The organism is Staphylococcus sp. HMSC069E10, from assembly GCF_001809205.1.
GTDB lineage: Bacteria > Bacillota > Bacilli > Staphylococcales > Staphylococcaceae > Staphylococcus > Staphylococcus hominis.
The window spans coordinates 40,584-65,327 of the sequence record NZ_KV796477.1 but is presented as its reverse complement, the minus strand read 5'-3'; the positions used below and the strand labels follow the sequence as shown (position 1 = coordinate 65,327).

Here is a 24,744-nt window from a genome sequence, read left to right as displayed (position 1 = left end):
CCAATATGGACACAAACAATGTTTTATAGGGGATTTTAAATAATAATTCAACTTTACAGAATCATTTAAGTAAACTAAAATGATTTGCTCACATTTAATTATCTAACTGATAAATTAATGTTAATAATTCTTGATTTGCTTCACTTACTTCTATACCAATCATTGACTTAAAATAAACATCATAAGCTATTACCCAATCTTCTTCATTAAAAAGTGAAAATATATCAAGTGGATATAGTTTTATTGAATGATTATTCATTACATACTGAGCTTCATTTTGTATATTCAAAGCTCCATTTTCTAATCTATCGAGAACTTTGGGAATAACAGTAGTTTTCATATCTGTGTGTTCTAAACCTTTTAATGTTGTAGGGAGGATGTTGACTTCATAACCATACTTCTCAATTTTTATTTCACTATCATAATTTGAAAAACGTAAATACTCAAGCATGAGACTTTTCAAATTATAAGATTCTACTTGATTAGATAATAAAAAAGCAACCGTCTTTCTGAATTCATAATGTCCGTTATCAATGAGTTTAATCATTAATTTAGTTTGACGATTTAAATCTAAACTAGTAAATTCTGATAATAATTGACTAGAAAGTTTCTTGTCTTCATCTAATTTAGATTGTGCATATTCTTTTAATGGAAAGAGTGCCATTCTAGTTTTATGTTCTTTCACTTCGTTAATGATTTGATTAATGACTTCAATTGCTTCATAATTCTGATTTAAACCTATTAATGCTTTAATATAGAAAATAATCAGTTCGTCGTAATAAGGTATACCTTTTTTTAAGAAAATAATTGCTTCTTCTCTTAATTCTAAATATAACCCTAATTCATTTAACATGTCACATTTAATCAAAGATAATTGATTATCTAACTCGAATGAGGCTTCATATATATCAAACAATTGATACATTTCTTTATATTTATTTTGTTGTTGTGCATTTAAAATATTATGATATAATTTTTGCTTTGATTGAGGAAAAGGGATAATATCAGACATATTGAGCCCCCTTTATTTTAAATCTTTTAAAATTAACGCACTCCATGATTCAAAATGATTTAAATCATTTATTTCATCTTGTGATACCCAATTAATTTTTAAAGTGTCAGTTTCTCTAACTTCTACATCACTAGATTTCACCTTAATTTTGAAAACAACACCTATATGAACTTTACCTACTGCATTAGTATCGTCATTAATAAAACCAATATATTCCATATTTTGAGATCTATCTTCAGATAATCCTACTTCTTCATTAAGTTCTCTTTGTGCATTCACTCTTAAAACTTCATTAATTGAATCGGCGCCAACAACATTATTCATATGTCCACCAACACCCACTGAAGATTGTCCGTGTAAGCGTTCTTCTCCGCCACCACTTAAACGTTGATATACTAAGATTTCATCATTTTCATTTTCTAAAAGACAATATGAAATAAGTTGTTTATAAGATGGATCTTCTTCCATATCTCCACGTCTTTTTACTTCATAATTTTTAAACGTATTAAATATTTCTTCACCTTGAACATCGTTTTTCGATAAGAATCCATTAAATGCATTTTTTTCATTATCAAATAATATTTCTCTTGATACGACGATGATTTGTTCATCAAATTTAGACATAGTTAACTCCTTGAAATTAATATTCTTTTTTAATAGTTTAACAAACCAATGATTTAAATCACAATGATATTTAACTGGTTCGTTTACTTATCATAATTCTATTAAAGAATATTTGATGAATAAAAGTAAATAAAAAAGCCAATAAGGTTTTATAGTTACCTTATTGGCTTTTAAATATTAATTATTTTAAAGCATCTTTAGCTTTTGATACTAATTCACCGAAAGCTTTATCGTCTGAAATAGCAATTTCAGAAAGCATTTTACGGTTAATGTTAATGTCAGCCTTTTTCAAGCCGTTCATTAAACGAGAATAGCTGATGTCATGTTGACGTGCAGCTGCATTAATACGTGTAATCCATAATTTACGGAAATCACGTTTACGTTGACGACGGTCACGGAATGCGTATTGACCTGATTTCATCACTTGTTGTTTTGCTACTTTATATAATGTATGTTTTGAACCGAAGTAACCTTTAGCTAATTTAATCGTTTTTTTACGACGTGCTCTTGTTACTGTTCCACCTTTAACTCGTGGCATGTTAAATTCCTCCTTAAATATATCGCTTTATCATCGTTCGAAAGTAATATTAATTATTTTTTGTAAGCTAATAATTGTTTTACGCGTTTCATATCGCTTTTAGATACTAGTTTAGCTTTACGTAATTTACGTTTTTGTTTAGTATTTTTATTTGCAAATAAGTGAGATGTGAAAGCTCTAGAACGTTTTAATTGACCTGAACCAGTTCTTTTAACACGTTTAGCTGCTCCACGGTGAGTTTTCATTTTTGGCATGATTCATTTCCTCCTAATAAAAGTAAATTATTTTTCGTTTACAGGCGCTAACATAATAAACATTTGGCGCCCTTCCATTTTAGGTTTTTGTTCAACAGTGGCAATATCTTTACATTCGTCTGCAAATTTTTCTAAAACACGTTGACCAATTTCTTTGTGTGTAATTGCACGACCTCTGAAACGAATAGAAACTTTACATTTGTCACCTTTAGTTAAGAATTTACGTCCATTTTTCAACTTAGTTTGGAAATCGTGTTCCTCAATAGTTGGACTTAAACGAATTTCTTTAACATTGATAACTTTTTGTTTTTTCTTCATTTCTTTTTCTTTTTTCTGTTGTTCGAATTTATATTTACCATAATCCATAATTCTTGCAACAGGTGGTTTAGCATTTGGTGCAACAACTACTAAATCTAATTCAACTCTTTCAGCCATCTCAAGAGCTTCTCTTTTAGATTTAACACCAATTTGGTCACCATTTTGGCCAATTAAACGTAATTCTTTTGCGCGAATTTTTTCGTTAACTTGCGTTTGATCTTTTGCTATGGTTGACACCTCCCAAAATTTTACGAAATTTTCCCAAGCAAAAAGAGCGGACAATATTTGCCCGCTCTTCACTCATACACAATAATTGTGTGACATGATTAACCTGCCAACAGCTTTTTGCGTCGCTACAGGTGAGAAACGGGTGTTTCTACTTGGTTCGTTTCGTAATCAACGATACTAATCATATCAAGTTTTATTAAGCATGTCAATTGTTTTTTAAAATTAGTGATGTTTTACTTCATTCATTGAGACATCTTGGCTTAAATCAACTTCTTCAAGAGGTATTTTTTTAGTTTTATATCTTAATTTATGATAAATAAAGAATACTAAAAATACTGGAATACCCATATACGTAATAATAAATCGATTAAGATCAAAGTGCCCTGTTTTAATGAAATCTACATCTTGTCCAACAATCACAATCACACACAATATACCTGCAAATATTGGACCGAATGGGAACCATTTCGCTTTATATTTCAATTCTGATTTACGATGATGCTGAACATTAAATGCTCGTCTAAAGCGATAATGACTTACTGCAATACCTACCCAAGCAATAAACCCTGTCATACCACTGGCAGCTACAATATATTCATAAGCATTTCCGCTTAATTTTTGTACTAAGAAAATAACGACTACAAGTACACCAGTAGCAATTAATGATAAATATGGCACGCCGTGTTTATTCGTTTTACCAAATGAAGCGAAAGCTAATTTATCTTTACTCATTGAATATAACATACGTGTTGATGCATACATCCCTGAATTACCAGCTGATAATACTGAGGTTAAAATAACTGCATTCATAAATGAAGCAGCGAATGCTAATCCTGCATTTTTAAAGACAAGCGTAAATGGAGATGTTGCAATATCGTTATCTCCACCCATTAAAGCATTACTATTATAAGGAATTAACATACCAATAACAAAGATGGCTAAAATGTAAAATAGTAATATTCTCCAGAAAACTTGTTTAATTGCTTTTGGGACAGCACGTTCTGGATTCTCAGATTCTCCAGCAGTAATACCTATTAATTCAGTACCTTGGAATGAGAAACCAGCAACTAAGAATACACCTAGGATTGAAAGTAAACTACCGCCAAGGTTTCCACCTAGGATTGGCCCATCACCTTTAGTAAATGTCTCAAATCCTACAAAATGTCCACCCATAATTCCTAATATAGTTAAAATACCAATAATTATAAAAATAATTACTGTAATGACTTTTATAAGTGCAAACCAATATTCACTTTCACCATATACTCTTACAGATAAAGAGTTTAATGCGAAAATAATAACTATAAAGATACAACTCCATACCCATGCTGGTATCCCTGCCATAGGTGTCCAATACTGAATGACTTGCGCTGCAATAGTTACATCTGCCGCTACAGTAATTACCCAGTTAAACCAATAGTTCCAACCTAATGCGAATCCTAATGATGGATCTACAAATCGTGTTGCATAGGTACTAAATGAACCCGAAACAGGTAAATACGTAGCCATTTCTCCTAAAGAAGTCATTAAAAAGAATACCATGGCGCCAATAATTGCATATGCAATAAGCGCACCTAATGCACCGGCATCGTGAATAGCACCACCTGATGTCATAAATAGGCCTGTACCAATACAGCCTCCCATTGCAATCATGGAGATGTGACGATCTTTTAACCCTCTCTTCATACCACTATCTTGATTTTCAACTTTACTCATATAAGCTCCCTTTCTTAATGTAGAGGTTAGCTAAGTATTTATTTGTTATGTGAAGATAATTAACATATTTAATTTTTATAAATGATATGTAAATCAAATTACAAATTAAAAAATAGGTACATACCGTTAAGATATGCACCCATTACTTAATCTATATCGGTAGCACATCACAAACTGTGACAGTACAGTTTCTATTCGATAACTGTCCCAACAAATCATAAGTATGGTTATCATTTGTTTCGGCATCTTTACCTTTCATACTTTCAACATACGTTCCATATCAACTTCTGAAGTATTACTTTTTAAAGATGCAACCTCTAACTCATTTTTATTTAACTACTTTGTAATATACATTAAGGATATTATTTTATCAAGACTATCTACGTTTTTTTAGACGAATTTCATCTACTAAGTTCCAGATAAATTCATCTCTTTCCATTGTTTCTTGATCTTGTGAGCCATACTTACGAACATTTACTTCGTTGTTTTCAACTTCTTTATCTCCTACTACAATTTGATAAGGAATTTTTTGCATTTGTGCCTCACGAATTTTATAGCCCATTTTTTCGTTACGATCATCAATTTCTACACGAACACCTTGAGATTTTAATTCATCTTGTAAATTTCTCGCATAGTCATAATGTAAATCTACATTTACTGGAATAATCTCAACTTGTTTTGGAGCTAACCATGTTGGGAAAGCACCTTTAGTTTCTTCAGTTAAGAAAGCTACAAAACGTTCCATAGTTGAAACTACGCCACGATGAATAACAACAGGACGGTGATTTTCACCATCACTACCAATATAAGATAAATCAAATCGTTCAGGTAGTAAGAAATCAAGTTGTGCAGTTGAAAGGGTTTCTTCTTTACCCATTGCAGTTTTAACTTGAACATCTAATTTAGGACCATAGAATGCTGCTTCTCCAATGGCTTCAACATATGGTAAGCCCATTTCGTCTACTGCTTCTTTAAGCATAGACTCAGCTTTATTCCACATGTCATCATCATCCATATATTTTTCTTTATCTTCAGGATCTCTGTAACTTAATCTGAAAGTGTAATCTTCAAAACCAAAGTCTTCATAAACATCTTGTATCATATGAACAACGCGTTTGAATTCATCTTTAATTTGGTCAGGACGTACAAAGATATGAGAATCATTTAAAGTCATACCTCTTACACGTTGTAAGCCTGATACTGCACCACTTGCTTCATATCTATGCATAGTACCTAATTCAGCAATACGAATTGGTAATTCACGATAAGAATGTGGTTTATTATTATAAACCATCATATGATGTGGACAGTTCATTGGACGTAATACCATTTCTTCAGTTTCATCTAATTTCATTGGTGGGAACATATCATCTCTATAGTGATCCCAATGACCTGAAGTTTTATAAAGTTCAACGTTAGCTAGAACTGGAGTATATACATGATCATATCCCATGCTTACTTCCTTATCTACAATATAACGTTCAATTTCACGGCGAATTGTTGCACCATTTGGTAACCATAGTGGAAGACCAGCACCAACAAGTTGATTATTTGTAAATAATTCTAAATCTTTACCAATACGACGATGATCACGTTCACGACGTTCCTCTAACATTTCTAAATGTGCTTTTAAATCTTTTTTATCAAAGAAAGCAGTACCATATATACGTTGTAACATTTTATTGTCACTATCTCCACGCCAATATGCACCTGCAGTAGAAAGTAGTTTAAATTCTTTAATTTTTGAAGTTGATGGTACATGAACACCACGGCATAAATCTGTAAATTCACCTTGACTGTATAATGTTACATTCTCATCTTCAGGAATTGCATCAATTAATTCTAATTTATATGGATCATCTTTAAAGAAATCTTTTGCTTCTTCACGAGTAACCACTTTACGTTCAATTTTATAATTTTCGTTAACAATTTGTTTCATTGTTTTTTCGATTTTTTCAAAGTCATCTGATGATACTTTTTTATCCATATCAAAGTCGTAGTAAAAACCACCTTCAATCACTGGGCCAACGCCGAATTTAACATCTCCATAAATTCGTTTTAATGCTTGAGCCATTAAATGAGCAGTTGAATGACGTAATACCTCTAGAGCTTCATCACTACCAGGTGTAACAATTTCAATTGCCCCATCTTCTTCAAGTGGACGAGTTAAATCAATGAGTTGATTATTAAATTTTCCTGCTACTGCTTTTTTTCGAAGTCCAGGACTAATTGATTGTGCAATGTCTTCTGTAGTAGTTCCTTTGTCAAATGATTTTGAATTGCCATCTGGAAACTTAATATTAATTTGTTCCATATCGAAACCCTCCATAAATTTTATTCTATGATCGCTGAAGAAAATAAAAAAACTCCTCCCTATAAAAGGGACGAGTTCGTCGCGGTACCACCCTAGTTATCTAGATGTATTCTAGATATCTCTTCATAAGATAACGGTCTTGAGCCGGATACTGATTACCAGCATCTAAATATGAAGGAGTAATAATTTAATATATCAACCAAATTCTCATCAATTGTTGGCTTGCTGTATGATAGAGATTAAATTACCATATCTTCATTTATTTCAACGATTTAGATTTATCTTTATTATACATCACACATTGTAAATTTCAATTATTTCGTAAATTTTTCCCATCTAAATAAAATTCATTTGCTAAACTTTTGATACGTTCGATAATTCGAGCAGCTTTCGTTATTTCTGCCCCTTTGTTTGAAATAGATAAATGATGTTCTAATTCTTCCAAATTTAGATTTGAACTAAAGAATGTTGGTAACTCATGAACCATACGGTAATGTAATAAGGGACCTATCACTTCATCCCTTACCCACGTTGTGACATCCTCAGCTCCGATATCATCTAACATTAAAATATTTGCTTCTCGTATACGCTCTAACTTTTCATTATAACTTCCATCTTTAAAACCACCTTTGAGTATACGAATGTATTCAGGTAAATATACTATTGTAGATGGCACATGTTTTGACTTAAGCTGGTTTGCGATAGCTCCTAAAATAAAAGATTTGCCTGTTCCAAAAGGGCCATGTATATAAAGACCCTTAACGCGTTCACCGTTAACTAACTTTTTACAAATATCGTTAACTTCCATAGCTATTTCAAGTCGACTTCTATCGTTGGTATAGATATCTTTAACTTTTGCATTCAACGTATCTCGTTGCATGTGATGGGCAGTAATGAGTTGTGAACTTAAACGTTCTTCATCGTATTTAATTTTGCATGGACATAATCGATAACGAACTTTAATACGCTCATTTTCTATATATAATTCTGGAATATGACCTTTAACAAAGTTTGGACAGTGTGCATAATCGTGACCATCGTAGTGTTTTTGTTGATCTTTATATTCTTGAAGTACATTTAAATCTTTATCAATCATTTCATTAGTAAGTTCTGACTGGTGTTGATTTAAAAATTGCTTAACATCAGAATCATTAATGACTTGATTTTTTATTTTAGCAATTCTTTTGTTTAAATTATCTTGATTTTTTATAAGTTTACTAAATGGTTTCATCTAATCCTCCCAATCTTGTTCTAATTGAGCACGAAACGCTTCTCTATCTTTTTCAAATTGCGCATCATTATTGTTTGGTTTTTCATCTTGTTGATTTTTATTTTTTAACCACTTTGGTGTTTTTTCTATCGATGCAACGTCACGTTGTTTATACTGACGTTTTGTTTTTTTAGTTATACTATCATTGATTTGTTGATTTGTTTTCAGCGCATAATCGTATGCTTGTTGTGCAGTTTTAATACCTAACTTTTTCCAATTTGAAGCGATTTCAAATATATAGGATTTAGGAAGTTTCATTTCATTCTTAAGCATTACAAATTGTAATAAAATATTAATTACACCAAATGACAATTTTTCACGCTCTATTAACTCTTCTACCATTCTTTTTTGTTGTAAAGTTGGTTCTGATTCTGACCAAGACGCTAACATATCGATAGGACTTGTGTCTTCTAATAACTTAAACCAACTATCACTTTCCTTTATATCATCAGTAGTCTCATTTGGACTCTGTGATTGTTCTAAATGATTAGAAGGATTAGCTTTAGTTTGTAACTTAGGAAGCTGTTGTTGATGCTCAATTAAGTAATGAGACCTTGCTTGTTTTCTCATCTCTTCAAATGATAACGTTTGATTTTGTGTGATAGAGTTAAGAATGATTCGTTTCATAGAAGTAGGCGTTAACCCATATAAAGTAGCCAATTGTAAAATTAATTGTTTTGCCTCTTTAGTGATAATTTCTCCACTTATAAAATGATGTTGTAACATATCTCTCAACATATCAAAGTCAAATGATTCATTATCTAAATCTATAGTAGCTGAATGATTTTCCTTTTGAATTGTTGAAGCATCAATAGATATATTTTTATGTGGAACTTTGAATACATCAGTAAATTTGCGCGTTACTTGTTGAAATGCGTTTAAATCTGGTTCATTTTTTTCAAAATACGCTTTTAAATCTTTATATCTTCGATTATCAACTTCATTGTATAGGTATATAGATAACATTGGATCATTAAAAAATTGGTATGCAGTTGGAGGTTGAATCAATTCATATATAAACATAGACTGATTACTATCATGTTTTACAAATGTTTTAATTAACCCAATGCCTTCAAGTAAATCCATATATTCACGGAATTCTAATAAATTTATTTTAAGCTCATTCATAATAGTGTAATGTGTGAGAATAGTATCTTCAACTTCATCGATAAATTGGTTCATGAAATGATATACACCAATAGCTTTAAAGCCAATTAATGGTATGTACAATCGATTTAATATCTCTAATTGTTGATGATTAAAGAAAAAATGTCGATATACTTTAAATCCATCGTGTGGACTTAAACCATACTCATAAGATTTAAAACTCATTTATGAATCACTCCGTTTGTTATCATCCAAAATACCTTGCATCGATGCTAGTAATTGATCCACATCTTTAAACTCTTTATATACTGACGCAAATCGTACATAAGAGACTTGATCTACATGCATGAGCAAATTCATTACATGTTCACCTATATCTCTAGATGAAATTTCTGTATGACCTTTATCGCGTAATTGCCACTCTACTTTATTAGTAATGTCTTCCAATTGTTGATATCTAACTGGTCTTTTTTCACAAGATCTTACAAGGCCATTTAATATTTTTTCTCTTAAAAATTGTTCACGTGTTCCATCTTTTTTGACCACAATAAGTGGACTCACTTCAATATGTTCAAATGTTGTAAATCTTGTCCCACAATTCTCACATTCACGTCTTCTACGTATTGCGTTAGCTTCATCAGCATGTCTTGAATCTACCACACGTGAATGTGTGGCACTACATTTTGGGCATTTCATATCTGTCACCCTCTTGAATAGATTATGCTCCATTATACTATAAAAACGATTTATGACAAAAGAACTCATATGTATTAATAATAAATTGATACAACTTAGCTGTCTAAACCTATATAGAATATAAAAAGAAAGTGAAATAGAATTCAATATAAATTCTTTTTTCACTTTCCTATATATGACTCATTAAAAAATTATTTAATGTTTTTATAATGTTTTAATCTATAAAATCAAGGACATTAGATTAGGCTATCAACTCTAAAATTAACAATCTTTTATTTATTAAAAGCTTAAACTGCAGTCACAGTAGACTTTTCTACTAGTTGTTCACCAATCATTTCAGCTACTTCTACTACTCTATTAGAATAACCCCATTCATTATCATACCAAGCAATCACTTTCACCTTATGATCATCCATTACAATTGTATTCTCAGCATCGATAATAGCTGAATGTGGATTTGTATTAAAATCGACAGACACTAAAGGTGCATGTTCTACTTCTAAAACACCATCTAAATCTGAATGACGAAATGCATTATTAATTTCGTCAACAGTTACCGGTTTTTCTAAATCTACAACCAAATCAACTAAAGAAACATTTTTTGTAGGCACACGTAAAGCTAACCCATGAAGTTTACCTTCTAATTCTGGTAAAACTTCTTTCAATGCTTTTGCTGCTCCAGTAGAAGTTGGAATAATACTTTCATTACATGAACGTGCTCTACGTAAATCTTTATGAGGATTATCAATATTTTTTTGATCATTAGTAATTGCATGAACAGTAGTCATTAATCCATTGACAATACCAAATTGATCATTTAAAACTTTAGCAACTGGTCCTATACAATTTGTCGTACATGAAGCATTACTGAAAATGTCATACTTTTCAACATCTAATTTGTCATCATTTACCCCTTTAACAATCATTTGAACTTCTCCACCTTTAGATGGACCAGTTAGTAATACTTTTTTAGCTCCAGCACGAATATGTCCAACTGCTTTATCACCATGATTAAATTTTCCAGTTGCTTCAATTACGATATCTATATTTAAATCTTTCCATGGTAAATTTTCAGGATTTCTATCTGACACTAACTTAATGTCATGGTTGTCAACACGTATACCATCATCAATTGGTTCTACTTTTTTATCATAACGTCCATGCGTTGTATCATAGTTAATTAGATGTGCAATTGTTTCAGGTGGATAGCTTGCATTAATCGCAACCACATTAAAATTTTCATTATGTAATGCAATTCTTAAAACCATTCTTCCTATTCTACCCATTCCATTAATTGCAATATTTGTTGACATTTAAAGCACCCCTTGTTTTATATGTTATACTTTATAAAATTAGTATAACATAATAGATTTCGATTGAAAGCGTTTACCGAAAATAATGTAATATTTTTTACTTTTACATTTTAAGTTTATATAACTAATATATTTTATTGTATAAATAAAAAGAGTTTAAGACTTAAAATAAAGCCCTAAACTCTTTTTTATATTATTCATGAATGTATCCTTTTTCAATCAATAGTTGTTTAAGAATGGTTTCTAATTCAGATTTACTTCCTAAGTTATCTATAACATGATCAGCCATTCTGCTTTTTTTATCAATTGATATTTGACTATGAACTCTCGCTTTTGCTTGATCCAAGTCTAAATTGTTACGTTTCATTAAACGTTCAATTTGTACACTTTCTGATGTGTAGACGAGCCAAACTTCATCCACAGTATCTTGTAAATCATTCTCAAACAGAAGCGGAATATCCATAATCACATCATATCCCTGTTGTACATAGTGTTGCTTTTCTTGTTCCATAATCGTTCTTACAATAGGATGAATAATTTCATTAAGTTCTAATCGTTTTTCTGGATGATTAAATACTAATTCTCCAATGTATTCTCGATTCATTTCTCCGTCACTTGTGATTGCTTCATCGCCAAACGTTTCTTTTATTCGTTCCAAAGCAGTTGATCCTTTCTCTACTGCTTTTCTTGAAGCTATATCTGCATCGACAATTTTAAATCCATATTCTGATAATAATTTAGAAACTGTTGACTTTCCGGTAGCTATTCCACCTGTTAATCCAATTACTTTAGGCATTTATATCACCGCTCACTTTATTTATTTCTGACAATATGGGCAAAAATGACTGTTTCTTGATGCTATAACCTTTTGTTCAATATCATGGCCACATACTTTACATGTCTTTTGTTTGTATACATTTAAATGTAATTGCATTTGTCCAGTTTTTCCGTCTGCATGACGATAATCTGAAATACTGGTTCCACCATTATCAATACCCTCTTTTAAAACTTCTTGTACATAATAAAAGAGCATTTGTCTTTCTTGATGAGACGTATCTTTTACTTTTCTAGCAGGATGGATACCTGCTCTAAATAACGCTTCACAAGCATAGATATTTCCACATCCTGCTACGATTTTATGATCCAATAACATCTGTTTAATAGGTTTATTGGCTACTTTTTTTTGAGATAAATAGTGATTAAAATGTTGTAACGCTTCTTCGTCAAAAGGCTCAGGCGCTATTTCTAAAAATGAAGGATAATCTTCAAATGAATTTAAATTTCTAATCTCACCAAATCGACGTATATCTGAAAACACTAATTTTTTTCCATTATTTAAATGAAAAATCACGTGCCAATGTTTACGATAGTTGGGAATTGCTATCTCAGATAGGTGATTGACAATGAAAAATCCACCAGCCATACCTAAATGACTAAGTAACACACGTTTACGATTATGCTTTTCAATATGAAAAACAATATATTTACTTCTTCGTTCGACTTTAATTATCTTATAGCCTTCGCAATTCAAACGAAAACCATCTAAATTCATTCCTTTGATAATCGTTTCTTTATTCTGACTTTTACCTTCAATTACTTTTTTAGAAAATGAAATACTTTTAATTGTAGTATTTACAATAAAAGGTTCTATTCCCCTTTTAACATGTTCAACTTCTGGTAATTCTGGCATTATTCATTCCTCTTTCTATTTCGCATCATACCAAGTAGGACCATAATTAGAGTCTACTTTTAATGGAACATCTAGGTCTAATGCATGCTCCATGATATCTTCAACAAATAAACTAAATTCTTCAACTTCAGACTTAGGCACTTCAAATATTAATTCATCGTGTACTTGTAAAAGTAATTTAGCTTTGTAAGACGTATGTTGAACTTGCTTATCAAATTCCACCATAGCAAGTTTAATAATATCTGCTGCACTTCCTTGAATTGGAGTGTTCATTGCTGTTCGCTCCGCAAAACCTCTTAAATTAAAATTACGACTAGTAATGTCAGGAATATAACGTCTACGATGCAATAATGTTTCAACGTAGCCATTTGCTTTAGCATCCTTTACAATGTCACTCATATATTGCTTAACTCCAGGGAAACTTGCTAAATAATCATCAATAAATATTTTTGCCTCTTTACGAGTTATATTTAAGCTTTGACTTAAGCCATAATCACTAATACCATAAACGATTCCAAAATTTACAGCTTTGGCTTGTCTACGCATTAAATCAGTGACTTCCTCCGCTTCAACACCGAATACTTTTCGTGCTGTAGCAGTATGAATATCCTGTCCATGAATAAATGCTTCTTTTAAACTGTCATCTTGTGTAATATGTGCTAAGACACGTAATTCAATTTGAGAATAATCAGCAGATAAAATAACACTGTCTTCAGATGAAGGTTTAAATGCTTTACGTATTTTACGCCCTTCTTCAAGTCGAATCGGTATATTTTGTAAATTAGGATCAACTGAAGATAATCGTCCAGTTTGTGCTAATGTTTGATTAAAACGAGTGTGTATACGCTTATCATTACTAATGACTTTTTGTAAACCTTCCACATAAGTAGATTGTAATTTAGCTAATTGACGATATTCTAAAATATCATTAATGATAGGATGTTCATTCTGTAACTGTTCTAGGACATCGACCGCTGTAGAATAACCTGTTTTTGTTTTTTTAATGACAGGTAGTTTTAATGTTTCAAATAAAACAACACCGAGTTGTTTAGGCGAATTAATGTTAAATTCTTCACCTGCTGCATCATGAATACACTGAACTAACAATTCTAACTTCTCTTGTAATTCTTGTTGCATGCGTTGTAAATCATTTATATCTGTATAAATACCAATTTCTTCCATTTTACTTAAAATACGTGCTAGCGGAAGTTCTAAATCTTTTAGTAAATTCATTTGTTGATGTGATTCTAGTTCTTTTTCCATTAACGTTTTAACAGCATCAATAGATTTAGTAATAGATGCAATATGCGTATTTAAAATTTCAGCATTAGGAACTTGTCGCTTTTTACCTTTCCCATAAATAGAGACATCTTCTTTAACATACGTTTGATGATAATTTGTTACAACCGAATAGACATCATCAATCGTTCGTGATGGATCAATAATGTAGCTTGCTAACATCGCATCAAAAACGATATTTTGAATGGTAATATTTAATCTGTGTGCTATAACAAATGTTTTCTTTGCGTCATAAACTACCTTTTTAGAATTTTCATTTTCCAACCATTTAATAAGTTCTGGATAATCTTTAATATTATCTGCATCAACTACGATATAACGTTCTTTATCATAAAATCCAAACTTTAAAATATCATCTTTTAAATAATTAGAACCATCTATTTCGAAATGAATCACTGCTTCATCAAGATGATTGAAATCAACATATTCAAATGTAGGCAAAATATCAAAAGAAACTTGTTTTTGTTCTTGCTCAAATTCAGATGCTTCATTATCTATATCTGCTAATAATTGTTTAAATTCTAATTTCTTGAAAAGTTCAATTTTTTCATGATTATCCTTGATATCACTTAATTTCGTATCACTTAAAGTGACTTCTATTGGACTATGTCGATTAATTGTAGCAAGCTCTTTACTCATTAATGCATCTTCATGACTAAGTTCGAGCTTTTCTTTTAATTTTTTACCAGATACTTTATCAATATTCTCATAGACACCTTCTACAGAATCAAATTGATTTAAAAGTTTAATTGCTGTTTTTTCTCCTACTCCAGCTACACCGGGTATATTGTCTGAACTATCTCCCATTAAACCTTTCATATCAATAATTTGTATTGGTTTTAAACCATTATATTTTTCTGCTATAAATTCTGGAGTATAGTGATCAACGTCTGTGACCCCTTTTTTAGTATAATAAATAGTCACATTTTGAGTTGCTAACTGTGTTAAGTCTCTATCTCCAGTTACAATAATAGTTTCAAAATCATTTTGATCTGCTTCTTTACTTAATGTACCAATAATGTCATCTGCTTCGTAGTTTTCTAATTCATAATGTTTAATATGATAAGCATCTAACAATTGTCGAATATAGGGGAATTGTTCGCTTAATTCGGGTGGTGTTTTTTGACGTCCACCTTTGTATTCACTATATTTAGAATGTCTAAAAGTAGTCTTACCTGCGTCAAAGGCTACTAAGAAATGTGTAGGTTGTTCTTCTCTGATAATTTTTTCGAGTAATTTGGCAAACCCAAGAATCGCATTTGTATGAATACCTGCTTTATTAGATAAAAGTGGCAATGCGTAAAAAGCTCTAAAACTTAAACTATTGCCATCTATCAATACTAATTTATTCAAATTTTAAACCTCCAGAATGAGTTTAATTATATTTTAGCATAAACCTTTGGTCATAACGACTGAACGATATTTTACGAATGTCAAAAAATAAAATCCTACAAGTTTAGGTCCCTTTAAAATCCTAAAAACATAAAAAAGTATTTTAAAGTGTGGATGACCTAAACTTGTAGGACAAAATAGTTATTCGATTTTATCTATAAATGAGACTCTAAATAGCGATCCTTTATTCAGTTCACTTTCGACCATAATGGTACCGTGAAGTGCTTCTACAATATGTTTTGTAATCGATAATCCTAAACCTGTTCCACCAGAGTCACGACTTCTTGCTTTATCTACTCTATAAAATCTCTCAAAAATATGCTTTTGATCTTTTTTGTCTATCCCAATGCCATAATCTTGGATTTCTAGATTAACTTTTATATCTTCTCTGTAAACTCTAACAATAACTTTATTATTTTCATATGAATAGTTAATGGCATTTGAAAGTAAATTCGTGATAACTTGAGACAATTTTCCTTCATGCGCTTTAATAATAACATCATTTTCTATTTCAGATTTAATAGCGATATTTTTATACTTAGCTTGAGTTTGTAGATTATGGATTGTATTATGTGCTAAATCTGAAAGATTAACATAAGTAGTCTCAATCTCAGTTTGTTGTTCAATATGAGATAAATCCAATAAATCCATGACAAGTGATTCTATACGATTTGATTCTTTTAAAATAATATTTAAAAACATATCAAGGGATTGTTCATCATTCTTTGCACCTTCAATTAAGGTTTCTGCAAATCCTTTAATTGAAGTGATTGGAGTTTTAAGTTCATGTGAAACATTTGCAACAAACTCACGTCTCAAATTCTCTAATTTTTTTAGATTAGTGATATCATGTAATACTACAACCATACCTTGAAGTTTCTTTTTTGATTTACTTAAAATGGGAATACAAGAAACATCAAAATATTTTTGATGAACATCATTAATGTATAACTCAATTTGTTCATGCAACGGTTTTTCAGTTTTAAAGCTTTCAATAATAAGATGTTGAATTTCTTTATCTAAATGTACAGTATAATCTTTATTTTCGACTTTACTATCTGGTTTGAACACCTCGTAATAAGCATGGTTTGCAATAACAATTTCACCTTGTTTATCTATCATTAATACCGAACTAGGAATATTTTCTAATGTTGTTTTAAGGCGATTAGATTGCATTTTTTGTTTATTATTTAATTTTTGCAATCGTCTTGCTAAATCATTGGTAGTAACAAATAATGCTTTTGTTTCTTTCACATTACTTTCAGGTACTCTAACATGATAATATCCATCTGCAATTAAAGATGTCGCGTAAGTAACTTCGTTGATTGGTCGTATATAGGTGCGATTAATGCTTCTTACAGCTAAATAAATAGCAAATAACACAATGATTCCAATTAATGATAAGTACTTCCACATATTTTTTTGTAAATCTAAAATTTCAGTATTAATACCACTTATGTATATTGTTTGATTACTTACAGTATTTTTAAATGTGTAATCCACCTTATCCTTATTTTTATGATATATAATATTCGAAGGATTAGCTGCATTATCAATAGTATGATTAATTTGATGTTGATTGCCAGTTTGATATAACACATGTTCATTTTCAGAAATTTTAACAACCAAATTTTGATTTTGTGCTATACGCTGAATGTCTGCTTGTTTATTTTGCTTATTTAAATTTACGATATTTTCTGATAAATGATTTAATTCTCTAGTTTGAGTATCTGATAATATCTGATAAATCGTATGATGAAGAATTGCACCTAAGCCTATAAAACTAATAATTGTGATTGTACATAGTAGAAGTAATAATCTATGATGAAATTTAATCATTAAGCTTTAGGTCTTTCTAATTTATAACCCAATCCACGAACTGTTTTTATCAACTTAGGTTGTTTAGGATTTTCTTCTAATTTATCTCTTAAATGACTAATATGAACATCTACAATTCTTGAATCTCCTGCAAACTCGTAATTCCACACTGAATTTAACATATGTTCTCTAGTAATTACGCGTCCTTGACGTTCAATAAGATAAAGTAATAACTCAAATTCTTTAGGAGTAAGTTCAAGCAAGGTATCATCTCTATAGACTTCAAAGAATTCAGGACGAATTCTAATATTATCAATTACAATATCTTCATCCTCCACGTCATCTTTTACGACTTCATTAGCAATTTGAGAGCGTCTTAAAATAGCTTTTACTCTTGCTACAACTTCTCTTGGAGAGAAAGGTTTAGTCATGTAATCATCAGCACCTAATTCTAAGCCTAAAACACGATCAAACTCATCATCTTTAGCCGTTAACATTAAAATAGGTACAAGATTTTTATCAGATCGAATCGTTTTACATACTTCTATTCCATCTTTTTTAGGTAACATGACATCTAATACAATCAGTTCAGGTTTAACCTCTTTAACTTTTTTGAGTGCTTCTTCACCATCATACGCTACATCTACAATATAACCTGCTGTTTCTAAGTTATATTTTAGTAACGTTACTATTGATTGCTCGTCATCAACCACTAATACTTTTTGTGACATGATTTGCCTCCCTAAATAGAATTAACAATTTCAATTTTATTATAACTGAAATTTAAATAAAAATAACATACAATATATTGAATTTACATAAACTTAACATTTACTTATTATTTTCAATTTGTTAAGAATATTTTTCGTTAATCTTGTTTTGATATTTATTAATAATGAACAAAAACAGTCTAAGACATCAAAATCCATCTTAGACTGTTTTATCAAAATAAATATTATTTTAAGTTTTTAATCAATTCATCGGCAAATTCTGAAGTTGATACTTCAGTAGCTCTGTCCATTAAGCGAGCAAAATCATATGTCACAATTTTAGAAGCAATTGTAGCTTCAATAGCATCAGTAATTTTATCAGCCGCTTCTTGCCATCCTAAATGTTCTAACATTAATACAGAACTTAATAATTCAGATGATGGATTCACTTTATTTAAGTTAGCATACTTTGGTGCTGTACCATGTGTTGCTTCAAAAATAGCATGCCCTGTCTCATAGTTAATATTAGCACCAGGAGCAATACCGATTCCTCCTACTTGTGCAGCAAGTGCATCTGAGATATAGTCGCCATTTAAGTTCATTGTAGCTACTACATCATGTTCTGCTGGACGTGTTAAAATTTGTTGTAAGAAAATATCTGCTATTGAATCTTTAATAATAATTTTACCGTCTTTTTCAGCTTGTTGTTGTGCGTCATTTGCAGCATCTTTACCATCTTTTTCAGCAATGTCATCATATTGTTGCCAAGTAAATACTTTATCAGAAAATTCGTTATGAGCTAAATCATAACCCCATTGTTTAAATGATCCTTCTGTAAACTTCATAATATTACCTTTGTGAACTAATGTTACTGATTTACGGTTATTATCAATTGCATATTGAATAGCTGATCTTACTAAACGTTCGGTTCCTTCTTTAGAAACTGGTTTAATACCAATACCAGAAGTTTCGGGAAAACGAATATTTGTAGCACCCATTTCATTTTGTAAGAAGTCAATAACTTTTTTAACTTCTTCTGTTCCTTCTTTAAATTCAATTCCAGCATAAATATCCTCAGTATTTTCACGGAAGATAACCATATCAACATCTTGAGGACGTTTTACTGGTGAAGGTACACCTTTAAACCAACGTACTGGACGAAGACAAGTAAACAAATCCAATTCTTGTCTTAATGCTACATTTAAAGAACGAATGCCTCCGCCAATTGGTGTAGTTAATGGCCCTTTAATTGCGATTAAGTATTCTTTGATGGTATCTAAAGTTTCTTGTGGTAACCATTCACCAGTTTCATCGTACGCTTTTTGACCAGCTAATACCTCTTTCCACTCAATACGCTTTTCACCGTTATATGCTTTTTCAACCGCCGCATCAACAACACGACTAGCTGCTTTCCAAATATCAGGACCGATACCATCCCCAATAATAAATGGAATAATTGGTTCATTAGGTACATTTAATAATTCATCATTTGCTCTAGTAATTTTTTCAGCTGCCATTATAAAAGCCTCCATAAATTAAATTTTGAAATATTTTATCTTTCTTCTACTGCTACATATTTACGATTTGTTTCTCCAACATATTTTGCACGCGGACGAATAATTCGATTATCACGATATTGTTCTAAAATATGCGCGGTCCATCCTGCAGTACGACTTACAGCAAAGATAGGTGTAAAAATATCGTGTGGAATTTCCATGCTATGATAAACAGTTGCACTAAAGAAGTCTACATTTGGAATTAAACCTTTTTCATCATGCATACGCTTTTCAATTGCAAGAGAAATTTCATATAATTCGTTATGTCCAGTTTCAGAAGTTATTTTTCGACTCATTTCTTTTAAGTACTTGGCACGTGGATCTCCCTCTTTATATACACGATGACCGAATCCCATGATTTTTTCTTTGTTAGCGAGTTTCTTATCTAAATAATTATCTACTTCATCAAGTGATTTAACTTCTGATAGCATTTTCATAACTTGTTCATTTGCTCCACCATGTAAAGGGCCTTTTAATGAACCAATTGCTGCTACAATACCTGAATACATATCAGATAAAGATGATACTGCGCATCTTGCTGTAAATGCTGAAGCATTAAGTTCATGATCAGCATGTAATATTAAAGCTTTATTAAAAGCTTCAACTTCAGTATCAGATGGCAATTCCCCTTTTAACATATACAAGAAGTTTGCTGCATAGCTTAAATCAGAATTGGGCTTAACAGGTTCCTTTCCTTCTCGCACGCGTGAAAACGCTGTAACTAATGATGCAATCTTTGCTTGGATACGAATAGCTCGATTTTTTCGACTTTCATCTGTTTCCTCTTCAGCATCTGGATCAAAGTGTGCAATATAAGAAACAGAGGTACGTAATGCAGTCATTGGATGTACATCATCCGTAGCATATTCTTCAAAATGCTTATATACCCTTGGATTTAATGTCATATATTGTTTAAGTTTCTCTTTTAATTCTTCAAGTTCTTCTTGTGTTGGTAATCTATAATTCCATAATAAGAACATGATTTCTTCAAATTGAGCATTTTCAGCTAAATCATCAATATCATATCCTGAATAAGTTAATTGACTGTCAATAATTGAACTAATTTTAGTTTCTGCTGCGATAACCCCTTCTAAACCTTTTTGTAATTCTGCCATAAGTAATTCCCCTTTTCTTTTACATAATGTAATGGCTTTCATAAAATAGTATATCTAAAATTATAAGTTTTGTGAATAATTATATATGTGGTTTAAATTTTCATTGGTAAATTATTTATATATTAATTTTAATTATAATGATAGTAAAAATCGTTATAAAGCTATTTATGAATAGTAAGACAAGGTTGACTTATATGAAAATAATGAATATTTTAATTATTTATCAACAATGATTATTTTTTATTAACTCAATGTTAATAAAATTTTTAGAAAAAATTTAGAAAAATAATTGTCGAATTTAATATATAAGTGCATAATTAATATTAATTAAATGTAAGGGAGTTGTCTTATGGCAGAAGAAAAATTACAAAGAGGATTAAGTAATCGTCATGTACAATTGATTGCTCTTGGTGGCGCTATCGGAACTGGATTATTCTTAGGTGCAGGTCAAACTATAGCTATGACTGGACCTTCTATTCTATTAACCTATATCATTATTGGATTCATGCTATTTATGTTTATGAGAGGTCTTGGAGAAATCATCATTCAAAATACTCGTTTTAAATCATTTGCTGATGTAACAAACGAGTATATTGGACCGTTTGCAGGATTCGTTACTGGATGGACATATTGGTTATGCTGGATTATAACGGGAATGGCAGAAGTAACTGCAGTTGCTAAATATGTTAGTTTCTGGTTTCCAACTATACCAAACTGGATTACTGCTCTGTTTTGCGTATTAATATTAATGGTTTTTAACTTATTAAGTGCAAAATTATTTGGAGAATTAGAATTCTGGTTTGCTATTATTAAAATTATAACTATTATAGCTTTAATCGTCATTGGTGCAATAATGATTTTATTTGCTTATAAAACTCAATTTGGACATGCAAGTTTAACTAATCTTTATAAACATGGTATTTTTACCAATGGAACCTCTGGTTTCTTTATGTCATTCCAAATGGCTTTATTCTCATTTGTTGGTATTGAAATGATTGGGGTAACCGCTGGTGAAACTAAAGATCCAGAAAAAACAATACCTAAAGCTATAGATGCAGTACCAATTAGAATTTTAATTTTCTATGTAGGTGCTTTAGCAGTCATTATGTCTATTATTCCTTGGGACAAAGTGGATCCAAATGAGAGCCCATTTGTTAGATTGTTCTCATTAATTGGTATTCCGTTTGCAGCTGGATTAATTAACTTTGTAGTTTTAACTGCTGCTGCTTCATCTTGTAATAGTGGTATCTTCTCAAATAGTCGTATGTTATTTGGATTATCTGAACAAAAACAAGCGCCTTCTATATTTAAAAGTACTAACAAACAAGGTGTACCACATATCGCAATTATAGTATCATCTGCGTTATTATTGGTGACAGCATTATTAAACTATATTTTTCCAAATGCAACGCTAGTATTTACATATGTTACAACAATTTCAACAGTATTATTTATTATCGTGTGGGCTTTAATTATTTGGGCTTATATTAATTATCATAGAAAAAATCCTGAATTACATAAAAAAGCAAAATTCAAACTTCCTGGTGGAAAATATATGGCCTATATTATTTTAGCATTCTTCATATTTGTGTTTTGTTTACTATTTGTAAATGCAACAACAAGAAACGCTATTTTCTTAACACCCATTTGGTTTATTATTTTAGGTATTATGTATTTAAGATATAAAAAAGTAGCAAATTAACATTAAAATATCAATATAAAAAATGACTGGAACAATTGATAATGTTCCAGTCATTTTTATGTTAATGCAGTCGATGTCTGAATTGAAATACTCTTGTAATAAGCATTTTTAAACACTACTATCCCCAACATAGAGATTTTCTTAATGAAAATCTACGTTCAACGCAAGGTGGGACGACGAATACGGCTCTATTCCACTTTTTTAATATGTTTAAATAATATAAAAAAGAGCGAGAATTTTATCCACTAATGTGGTTATTCTCGCTCTTCTAGCATTTTAATTAAACATACTTATACAGTTGTTTAATTAAAGGACATTCGCATACCCTTCAAAAATTCTACCTTGATTTGCATCAACAGTAATTAATAAGTCATTTTTCAATTCTTTAGTTGCATTTTCAACACCAATAATAGTTGGGATACCTTGTTCAAGTCCAACGATTGCACTTGGTGATGTTATACCGTTTTCTTCAGTAATTAAACCTGCAGCTTTTTCAACATATGGAACATAACTTTCGTCTACTGAATTAGTCACAATAATTGATTCACTTAGGTCTTTTCCTTCTAAATCACTAGCAGTTTTAGAAATCACTGTTTTACCAGTTGTTGATCCACGACCAACACCTTGACCTTTAGCAATTTCATCACCTACTAAATGTAATTTCATCATATTAGTCGTACCTTTTTCACCAGTTGGAACGCCAGCAGTAATGATAATTAAATCACCATTACCAACTTTTTCAGTAGCAACAGCTGTTGCTACTGCATTATTTAATAAATCATCTGTTGTTTTACGTCCTTTTTTAACAACTGGATATGCACCCCATACTAGTGCTAATTGTCTTGCAGTATGTTCACTAGGTGTTACTGCAATAATATCTGAATGTGGACGATATTTAGAAATTGTAATCGCTGTTGAACCACTTTCAGTTGCAGCTACAATTGCTTTAACATTTAAGTTTAGAGCAGTATGTGCTACAGATACACCAATCGCATTTACTAATGATGTTTCTACTAATTTAGTACGATCAGATAATAATTTTTTGTAATCTTGAGCAGCTTCAGCTGAAATTGCGATATTTCTCATTGTTTTAACTGCTTCTTCAGGATATTGTCCTGCAGCTGTTTCACCAGATAACATAACTGCATCTGTACCATCATAGATTGCATTAGCAACGTCACTTGCTTCAGCTCTTGTTGCACGTGGATTACGTTGCATTGAATCAAGCATTTGAGTTGCAGTAATGACAGGTTTTCCTAATTTATTACATTTTCTAATTAAATCTTTTTGAACGATTGGCACAGATTCAGGTGGAATTTCAACACCCATGTCACCACGCGCAACCATTAAACCATCAGATACTTCTAAAATCTCTTCGATATTGTCAATACCTTCTTGGTTTTCAATTTTAGGGAAGATCGTAATATTATCATTATTTTCTTGTTCTAAAATTTCGCGAATATCTAATACATCACTAGGACGACGTACAAAGCTTGCTGCAATGTAATCAATATCTTCTTTAATACCAAATTTAATATCTGCAGCATCTTTATCAGTGATACCAGGTAAGTTTACTTTAACACCAGGTAAGTTTACACCTTTTTTATTTTTTAATTCACCAGTATTTAAGATATCACATTTAACTTCGCCTTTATCTTTATCAATATCTTTAACTTGTAATTCTACTAAACCATCATCTAATAAAATGTATGATCCAATTTGAACATCATTAATTAAATCTTCATATGTGACTGAGAATTTTTCAGGTGTACCTTCAACTTGAGACATACTCACAATAACTTCTTTACCTTTTTCAAGTACAATCAAGCCGTCTTTCATATCATGTGTACGAATTTCAGGTCCTTTAGTATCTAATAAAATACCAATAGTTTTACCTAATTTTTTAGATACTTTACGAATTGAATCAATACGTGCTTTATGTTCTTCATGACTACCATGAGAGAAATTTAAACGTGCAACGTTCATTCCAGCATTCATTAATTTTTCTAACATTTCCTCAGACTCTGAAGCAGGTCCTATAGTACATACAATTTTAGTCTTTCTCATTATAA

20 protein-coding genes, 1 riboswitch and 1 other annotated feature are annotated in these 24,744 nt (G+C 30.9%); of the genes, 1 reads left to right on the top strand and 19 read right to left on the bottom strand.

Annotation, left to right across the window (positions count from 1 at the left end; all coding sequences use genetic code 11):
* Positions 1-94 precede the first annotated feature (94 nt).
* From HMPREF2561_RS04200 to HMPREF2561_RS04115, 18 genes are all read right to left on the bottom strand, one after another.
* Positions 95-1,012, bottom strand: a complete 918-nt coding sequence (locus HMPREF2561_RS04200) for a hypothetical protein (protein ID WP_070468393.1) — start codon at positions 1,010-1,012, stop codon at positions 95-97.
* A gap of 12 nt (positions 1,013-1,024) precedes the next feature.
* Positions 1,025-1,636: an NUDIX domain-containing protein gene (locus HMPREF2561_RS04195; protein ID WP_070468390.1), complete on the bottom strand. Its 612-nt coding sequence runs from the start codon at positions 1,634-1,636 to the stop codon at positions 1,025-1,027.
* A gap of 181 nt (positions 1,637-1,817) precedes the next feature.
* The gene (gene rplT / locus HMPREF2561_RS04190; protein WP_002448983.1) at positions 1,818-2,174 is read right to left on the bottom strand and encodes a 50S ribosomal protein L20; all 357 of its coding nucleotides are present in this window, start codon (positions 2,172-2,174) and stop codon (positions 1,818-1,820) included.
* 53 nt (positions 2,175-2,227) lie between these two features.
* Positions 2,228-2,428 (bottom strand): 50S ribosomal protein L35, encoded by a 201-nt coding sequence (gene rpmI, locus HMPREF2561_RS04185; RefSeq protein WP_002448990.1) that lies wholly within the window; start codon positions 2,426-2,428, stop codon positions 2,228-2,230.
* Between the two features lie 27 nt (positions 2,429-2,455).
* Positions 2,456-2,983: a translation initiation factor IF-3 gene (infC, locus tag HMPREF2561_RS04180; protein ID WP_070443240.1), complete on the bottom strand. Its 528-nt coding sequence runs from the start codon at positions 2,981-2,983 to the stop codon at positions 2,456-2,458.
* Positions 2,984-3,006: 23 nt separating this feature from the next.
* Positions 3,007-3,134 (bottom strand) — a sequence feature (ribosomal protein L20 leader region).
* Between the two features lie 62 nt (positions 3,135-3,196).
* Positions 3,197-4,690: an amino acid permease gene (locus HMPREF2561_RS04175; RefSeq protein WP_049379572.1), complete on the bottom strand. Its 1,494-nt coding sequence runs from the start codon at positions 4,688-4,690 to the stop codon at positions 3,197-3,199.
* Between the two features lie 152 nt (positions 4,691-4,842).
* Positions 4,843-5,018, bottom strand: a riboswitch (Lysine riboswitch).
* Positions 5,019-5,066: 48 nt separating this feature from the next.
* Positions 5,067-7,004, bottom strand: coding sequence for a threonine--tRNA ligase (gene thrS / locus HMPREF2561_RS04170; RefSeq protein ID WP_049379573.1), 1,938 nt, complete (start codon positions 7,002-7,004; stop codon positions 5,067-5,069).
* A 310-nt stretch (positions 7,005-7,314) separates the two neighbouring features.
* Positions 7,315-8,235: a primosomal protein DnaI gene (dnaI, locus tag HMPREF2561_RS04165; protein ID WP_048761548.1), complete on the bottom strand. Its 921-nt coding sequence runs from the start codon at positions 8,233-8,235 to the stop codon at positions 7,315-7,317.
* A complete protein-coding gene (locus HMPREF2561_RS04160) occupies positions 8,236-9,606 on the bottom strand; it encodes a replication initiation and membrane attachment family protein (protein ID WP_017176138.1) in 1,371 nt (456 codons plus the stop codon).
* Positions 9,607-10,077, bottom strand: a complete 471-nt coding sequence (gene nrdR / locus HMPREF2561_RS04155; protein WP_017176137.1) for a transcriptional regulator NrdR — start codon at positions 10,075-10,077, stop codon at positions 9,607-9,609.
* Positions 10,078-10,364: 287 nt separating this feature from the next.
* Positions 10,365-11,390 carry a type I glyceraldehyde-3-phosphate dehydrogenase gene (gene gap / locus HMPREF2561_RS04150; protein ID WP_017176136.1) on the bottom strand — a complete coding sequence of 342 codons (1,026 nt, stop codon included), beginning with the start codon at positions 11,388-11,390 and terminating at the stop codon, positions 10,365-10,367.
* Positions 11,391-11,583: 193 nt separating this feature from the next.
* Positions 11,584-12,186 carry a dephospho-CoA kinase gene (gene coaE / locus HMPREF2561_RS04145; protein WP_017176135.1) on the bottom strand — a complete coding sequence of 201 codons (603 nt, stop codon included), beginning with the start codon at positions 12,184-12,186 and terminating at the stop codon, positions 11,584-11,586.
* Positions 12,187-12,207: 21 nt separating this feature from the next.
* Entirely contained in the window at positions 12,208-13,080 is an 873-nt protein-coding gene (gene mutM / locus HMPREF2561_RS04140; protein ID WP_017176134.1) for a bifunctional DNA-formamidopyrimidine glycosylase/DNA-(apurinic or apyrimidinic site) lyase, read from the bottom strand.
* 15 nt (positions 13,081-13,095) lie between these two features.
* Complete coding sequence (polA, locus tag HMPREF2561_RS04135; protein WP_070468388.1) at positions 13,096-15,732, bottom strand: DNA polymerase I; 2,637 nt, start codon at positions 15,730-15,732, stop codon at positions 13,096-13,098.
* Between the two features lie 180 nt (positions 15,733-15,912).
* Positions 15,913-17,610 (bottom strand): two-component system histidine kinase PnpS, encoded by a 1,698-nt coding sequence (pnpS, locus tag HMPREF2561_RS04130; protein WP_049419696.1) that lies wholly within the window; start codon positions 17,608-17,610, stop codon positions 15,913-15,915.
* Positions 17,610-18,320, bottom strand: a complete 711-nt coding sequence (locus tag HMPREF2561_RS04125) for a response regulator transcription factor (RefSeq protein ID WP_017176131.1) — start codon at positions 18,318-18,320, stop codon at positions 17,610-17,612. The genes pnpS and HMPREF2561_RS04125 overlap by 1 nt, the downstream gene beginning before the upstream one ends.
* A 224-nt stretch (positions 18,321-18,544) precedes the next feature.
* Positions 18,545-19,816: an NADP-dependent isocitrate dehydrogenase gene (icd, locus tag HMPREF2561_RS04120; RefSeq protein ID WP_017176130.1), complete on the bottom strand. Its 1,272-nt coding sequence runs from the start codon at positions 19,814-19,816 to the stop codon at positions 18,545-18,547.
* A gap of 35 nt (positions 19,817-19,851) precedes the next feature.
* The gene (locus HMPREF2561_RS04115; RefSeq protein ID WP_017176129.1) at positions 19,852-20,970 is read right to left on the bottom strand and encodes a citrate synthase; all 1,119 of its coding nucleotides are present in this window, start codon (positions 20,968-20,970) and stop codon (positions 19,852-19,854) included.
* Between the two features lie 349 nt (positions 20,971-21,319).
* On the opposite strand from HMPREF2561_RS04115, the gene HMPREF2561_RS04110 reads away from it, so the two are divergent.
* Positions 21,320-22,672: an amino acid permease gene (locus HMPREF2561_RS04110; RefSeq protein ID WP_017176128.1), complete on the top strand. Its 1,353-nt coding sequence runs from the start codon at positions 21,320-21,322 to the stop codon at positions 22,670-22,672.
* Positions 22,673-22,978: 306 nt separating this feature from the next.
* Here the strand turns inward: HMPREF2561_RS04110 and pyk are convergent, their stop codons facing one another.
* Entirely contained in the window at positions 22,979-24,739 is a 1,761-nt protein-coding gene (pyk, locus tag HMPREF2561_RS04105) for a pyruvate kinase (protein ID WP_017176127.1), read from the bottom strand.
* Positions 24,740-24,744: the final 5 nt, after the last annotated feature.

Coding starts and splice junctions, on each gene's coding strand:
- mutM (WP_017176134.1), bottom strand. CDS start 13,080: ATGCCAGAATTACCAGAAGTTGAACATGTTAAAAGGGGAATAGAACCT.
- gap (WP_017176136.1), bottom strand. CDS start 11,390: ATGTCAACAAATATTGCAATTAATGGAATGGGTAGAATAGGAAGAATG.
- HMPREF2561_RS04125 (WP_017176131.1), bottom strand. CDS start 18,320: ATGTCACAAAAAGTATTAGTGGTTGATGACGAGCAATCAATAGTAACG.
- pnpS (WP_049419696.1), bottom strand. CDS start 17,610: ATGATTAAATTTCATCATAGATTATTACTTCTACTATGTACAATCACA.
- HMPREF2561_RS04195 (WP_070468390.1), bottom strand. CDS start 1,636: ATGTCTAAATTTGATGAACAAATCATCGTCGTATCAAGAGAAATATTA.
- dnaI (WP_048761548.1), bottom strand. CDS start 8,235: ATGAAACCATTTAGTAAACTTATAAAAAATCAAGATAATTTAAACAAA.
- HMPREF2561_RS04115 (WP_017176129.1), bottom strand. CDS start 20,970: ATGGCAGAATTACAAAAAGGTTTAGAAGGGGTTATCGCAGCAGAAACT.
- rplT (WP_002448983.1), bottom strand. CDS start 2,174: ATGCCACGAGTTAAAGGTGGAACAGTAACAAGAGCACGTCGTAAAAAA.
- nrdR (WP_017176137.1), bottom strand. CDS start 10,077: ATGAAATGCCCAAAATGTAGTGCCACACATTCACGTGTGGTAGATTCA.
- pyk (WP_017176127.1), bottom strand. CDS start 24,739: ATGAGAAAGACTAAAATTGTATGTACTATAGGACCTGCTTCAGAGTCT.
- HMPREF2561_RS04175 (WP_049379572.1), bottom strand. CDS start 4,690: ATGAGTAAAGTTGAAAATCAAGATAGTGGTATGAAGAGAGGGTTAAAA.
- HMPREF2561_RS04200 (WP_070468393.1), bottom strand. CDS start 1,012: ATGTCTGATATTATCCCTTTTCCTCAATCAAAGCAAAAATTATATCAT.
- rpmI (WP_002448990.1), bottom strand. CDS start 2,428: ATGCCAAAAATGAAAACTCACCGTGGAGCAGCTAAACGTGTTAAAAGA.
- thrS (WP_049379573.1), bottom strand. CDS start 7,004: ATGGAACAAATTAATATTAAGTTTCCAGATGGCAATTCAAAATCATTT.
- HMPREF2561_RS04160 (WP_017176138.1), bottom strand. CDS start 9,606: ATGAGTTTTAAATCTTATGAGTATGGTTTAAGTCCACACGATGGATTT.
- HMPREF2561_RS04110 (WP_017176128.1), top strand. CDS start 21,320: ATGGCAGAAGAAAAATTACAAAGAGGATTAAGTAATCGTCATGTACAA.
- coaE (WP_017176135.1), bottom strand. CDS start 12,186: ATGCCTAAAGTAATTGGATTAACAGGTGGAATAGCTACCGGAAAGTCA.
- icd (WP_017176130.1), bottom strand. CDS start 19,816: ATGGCAGCTGAAAAAATTACTAGAGCAAATGATGAATTATTAAATGTA.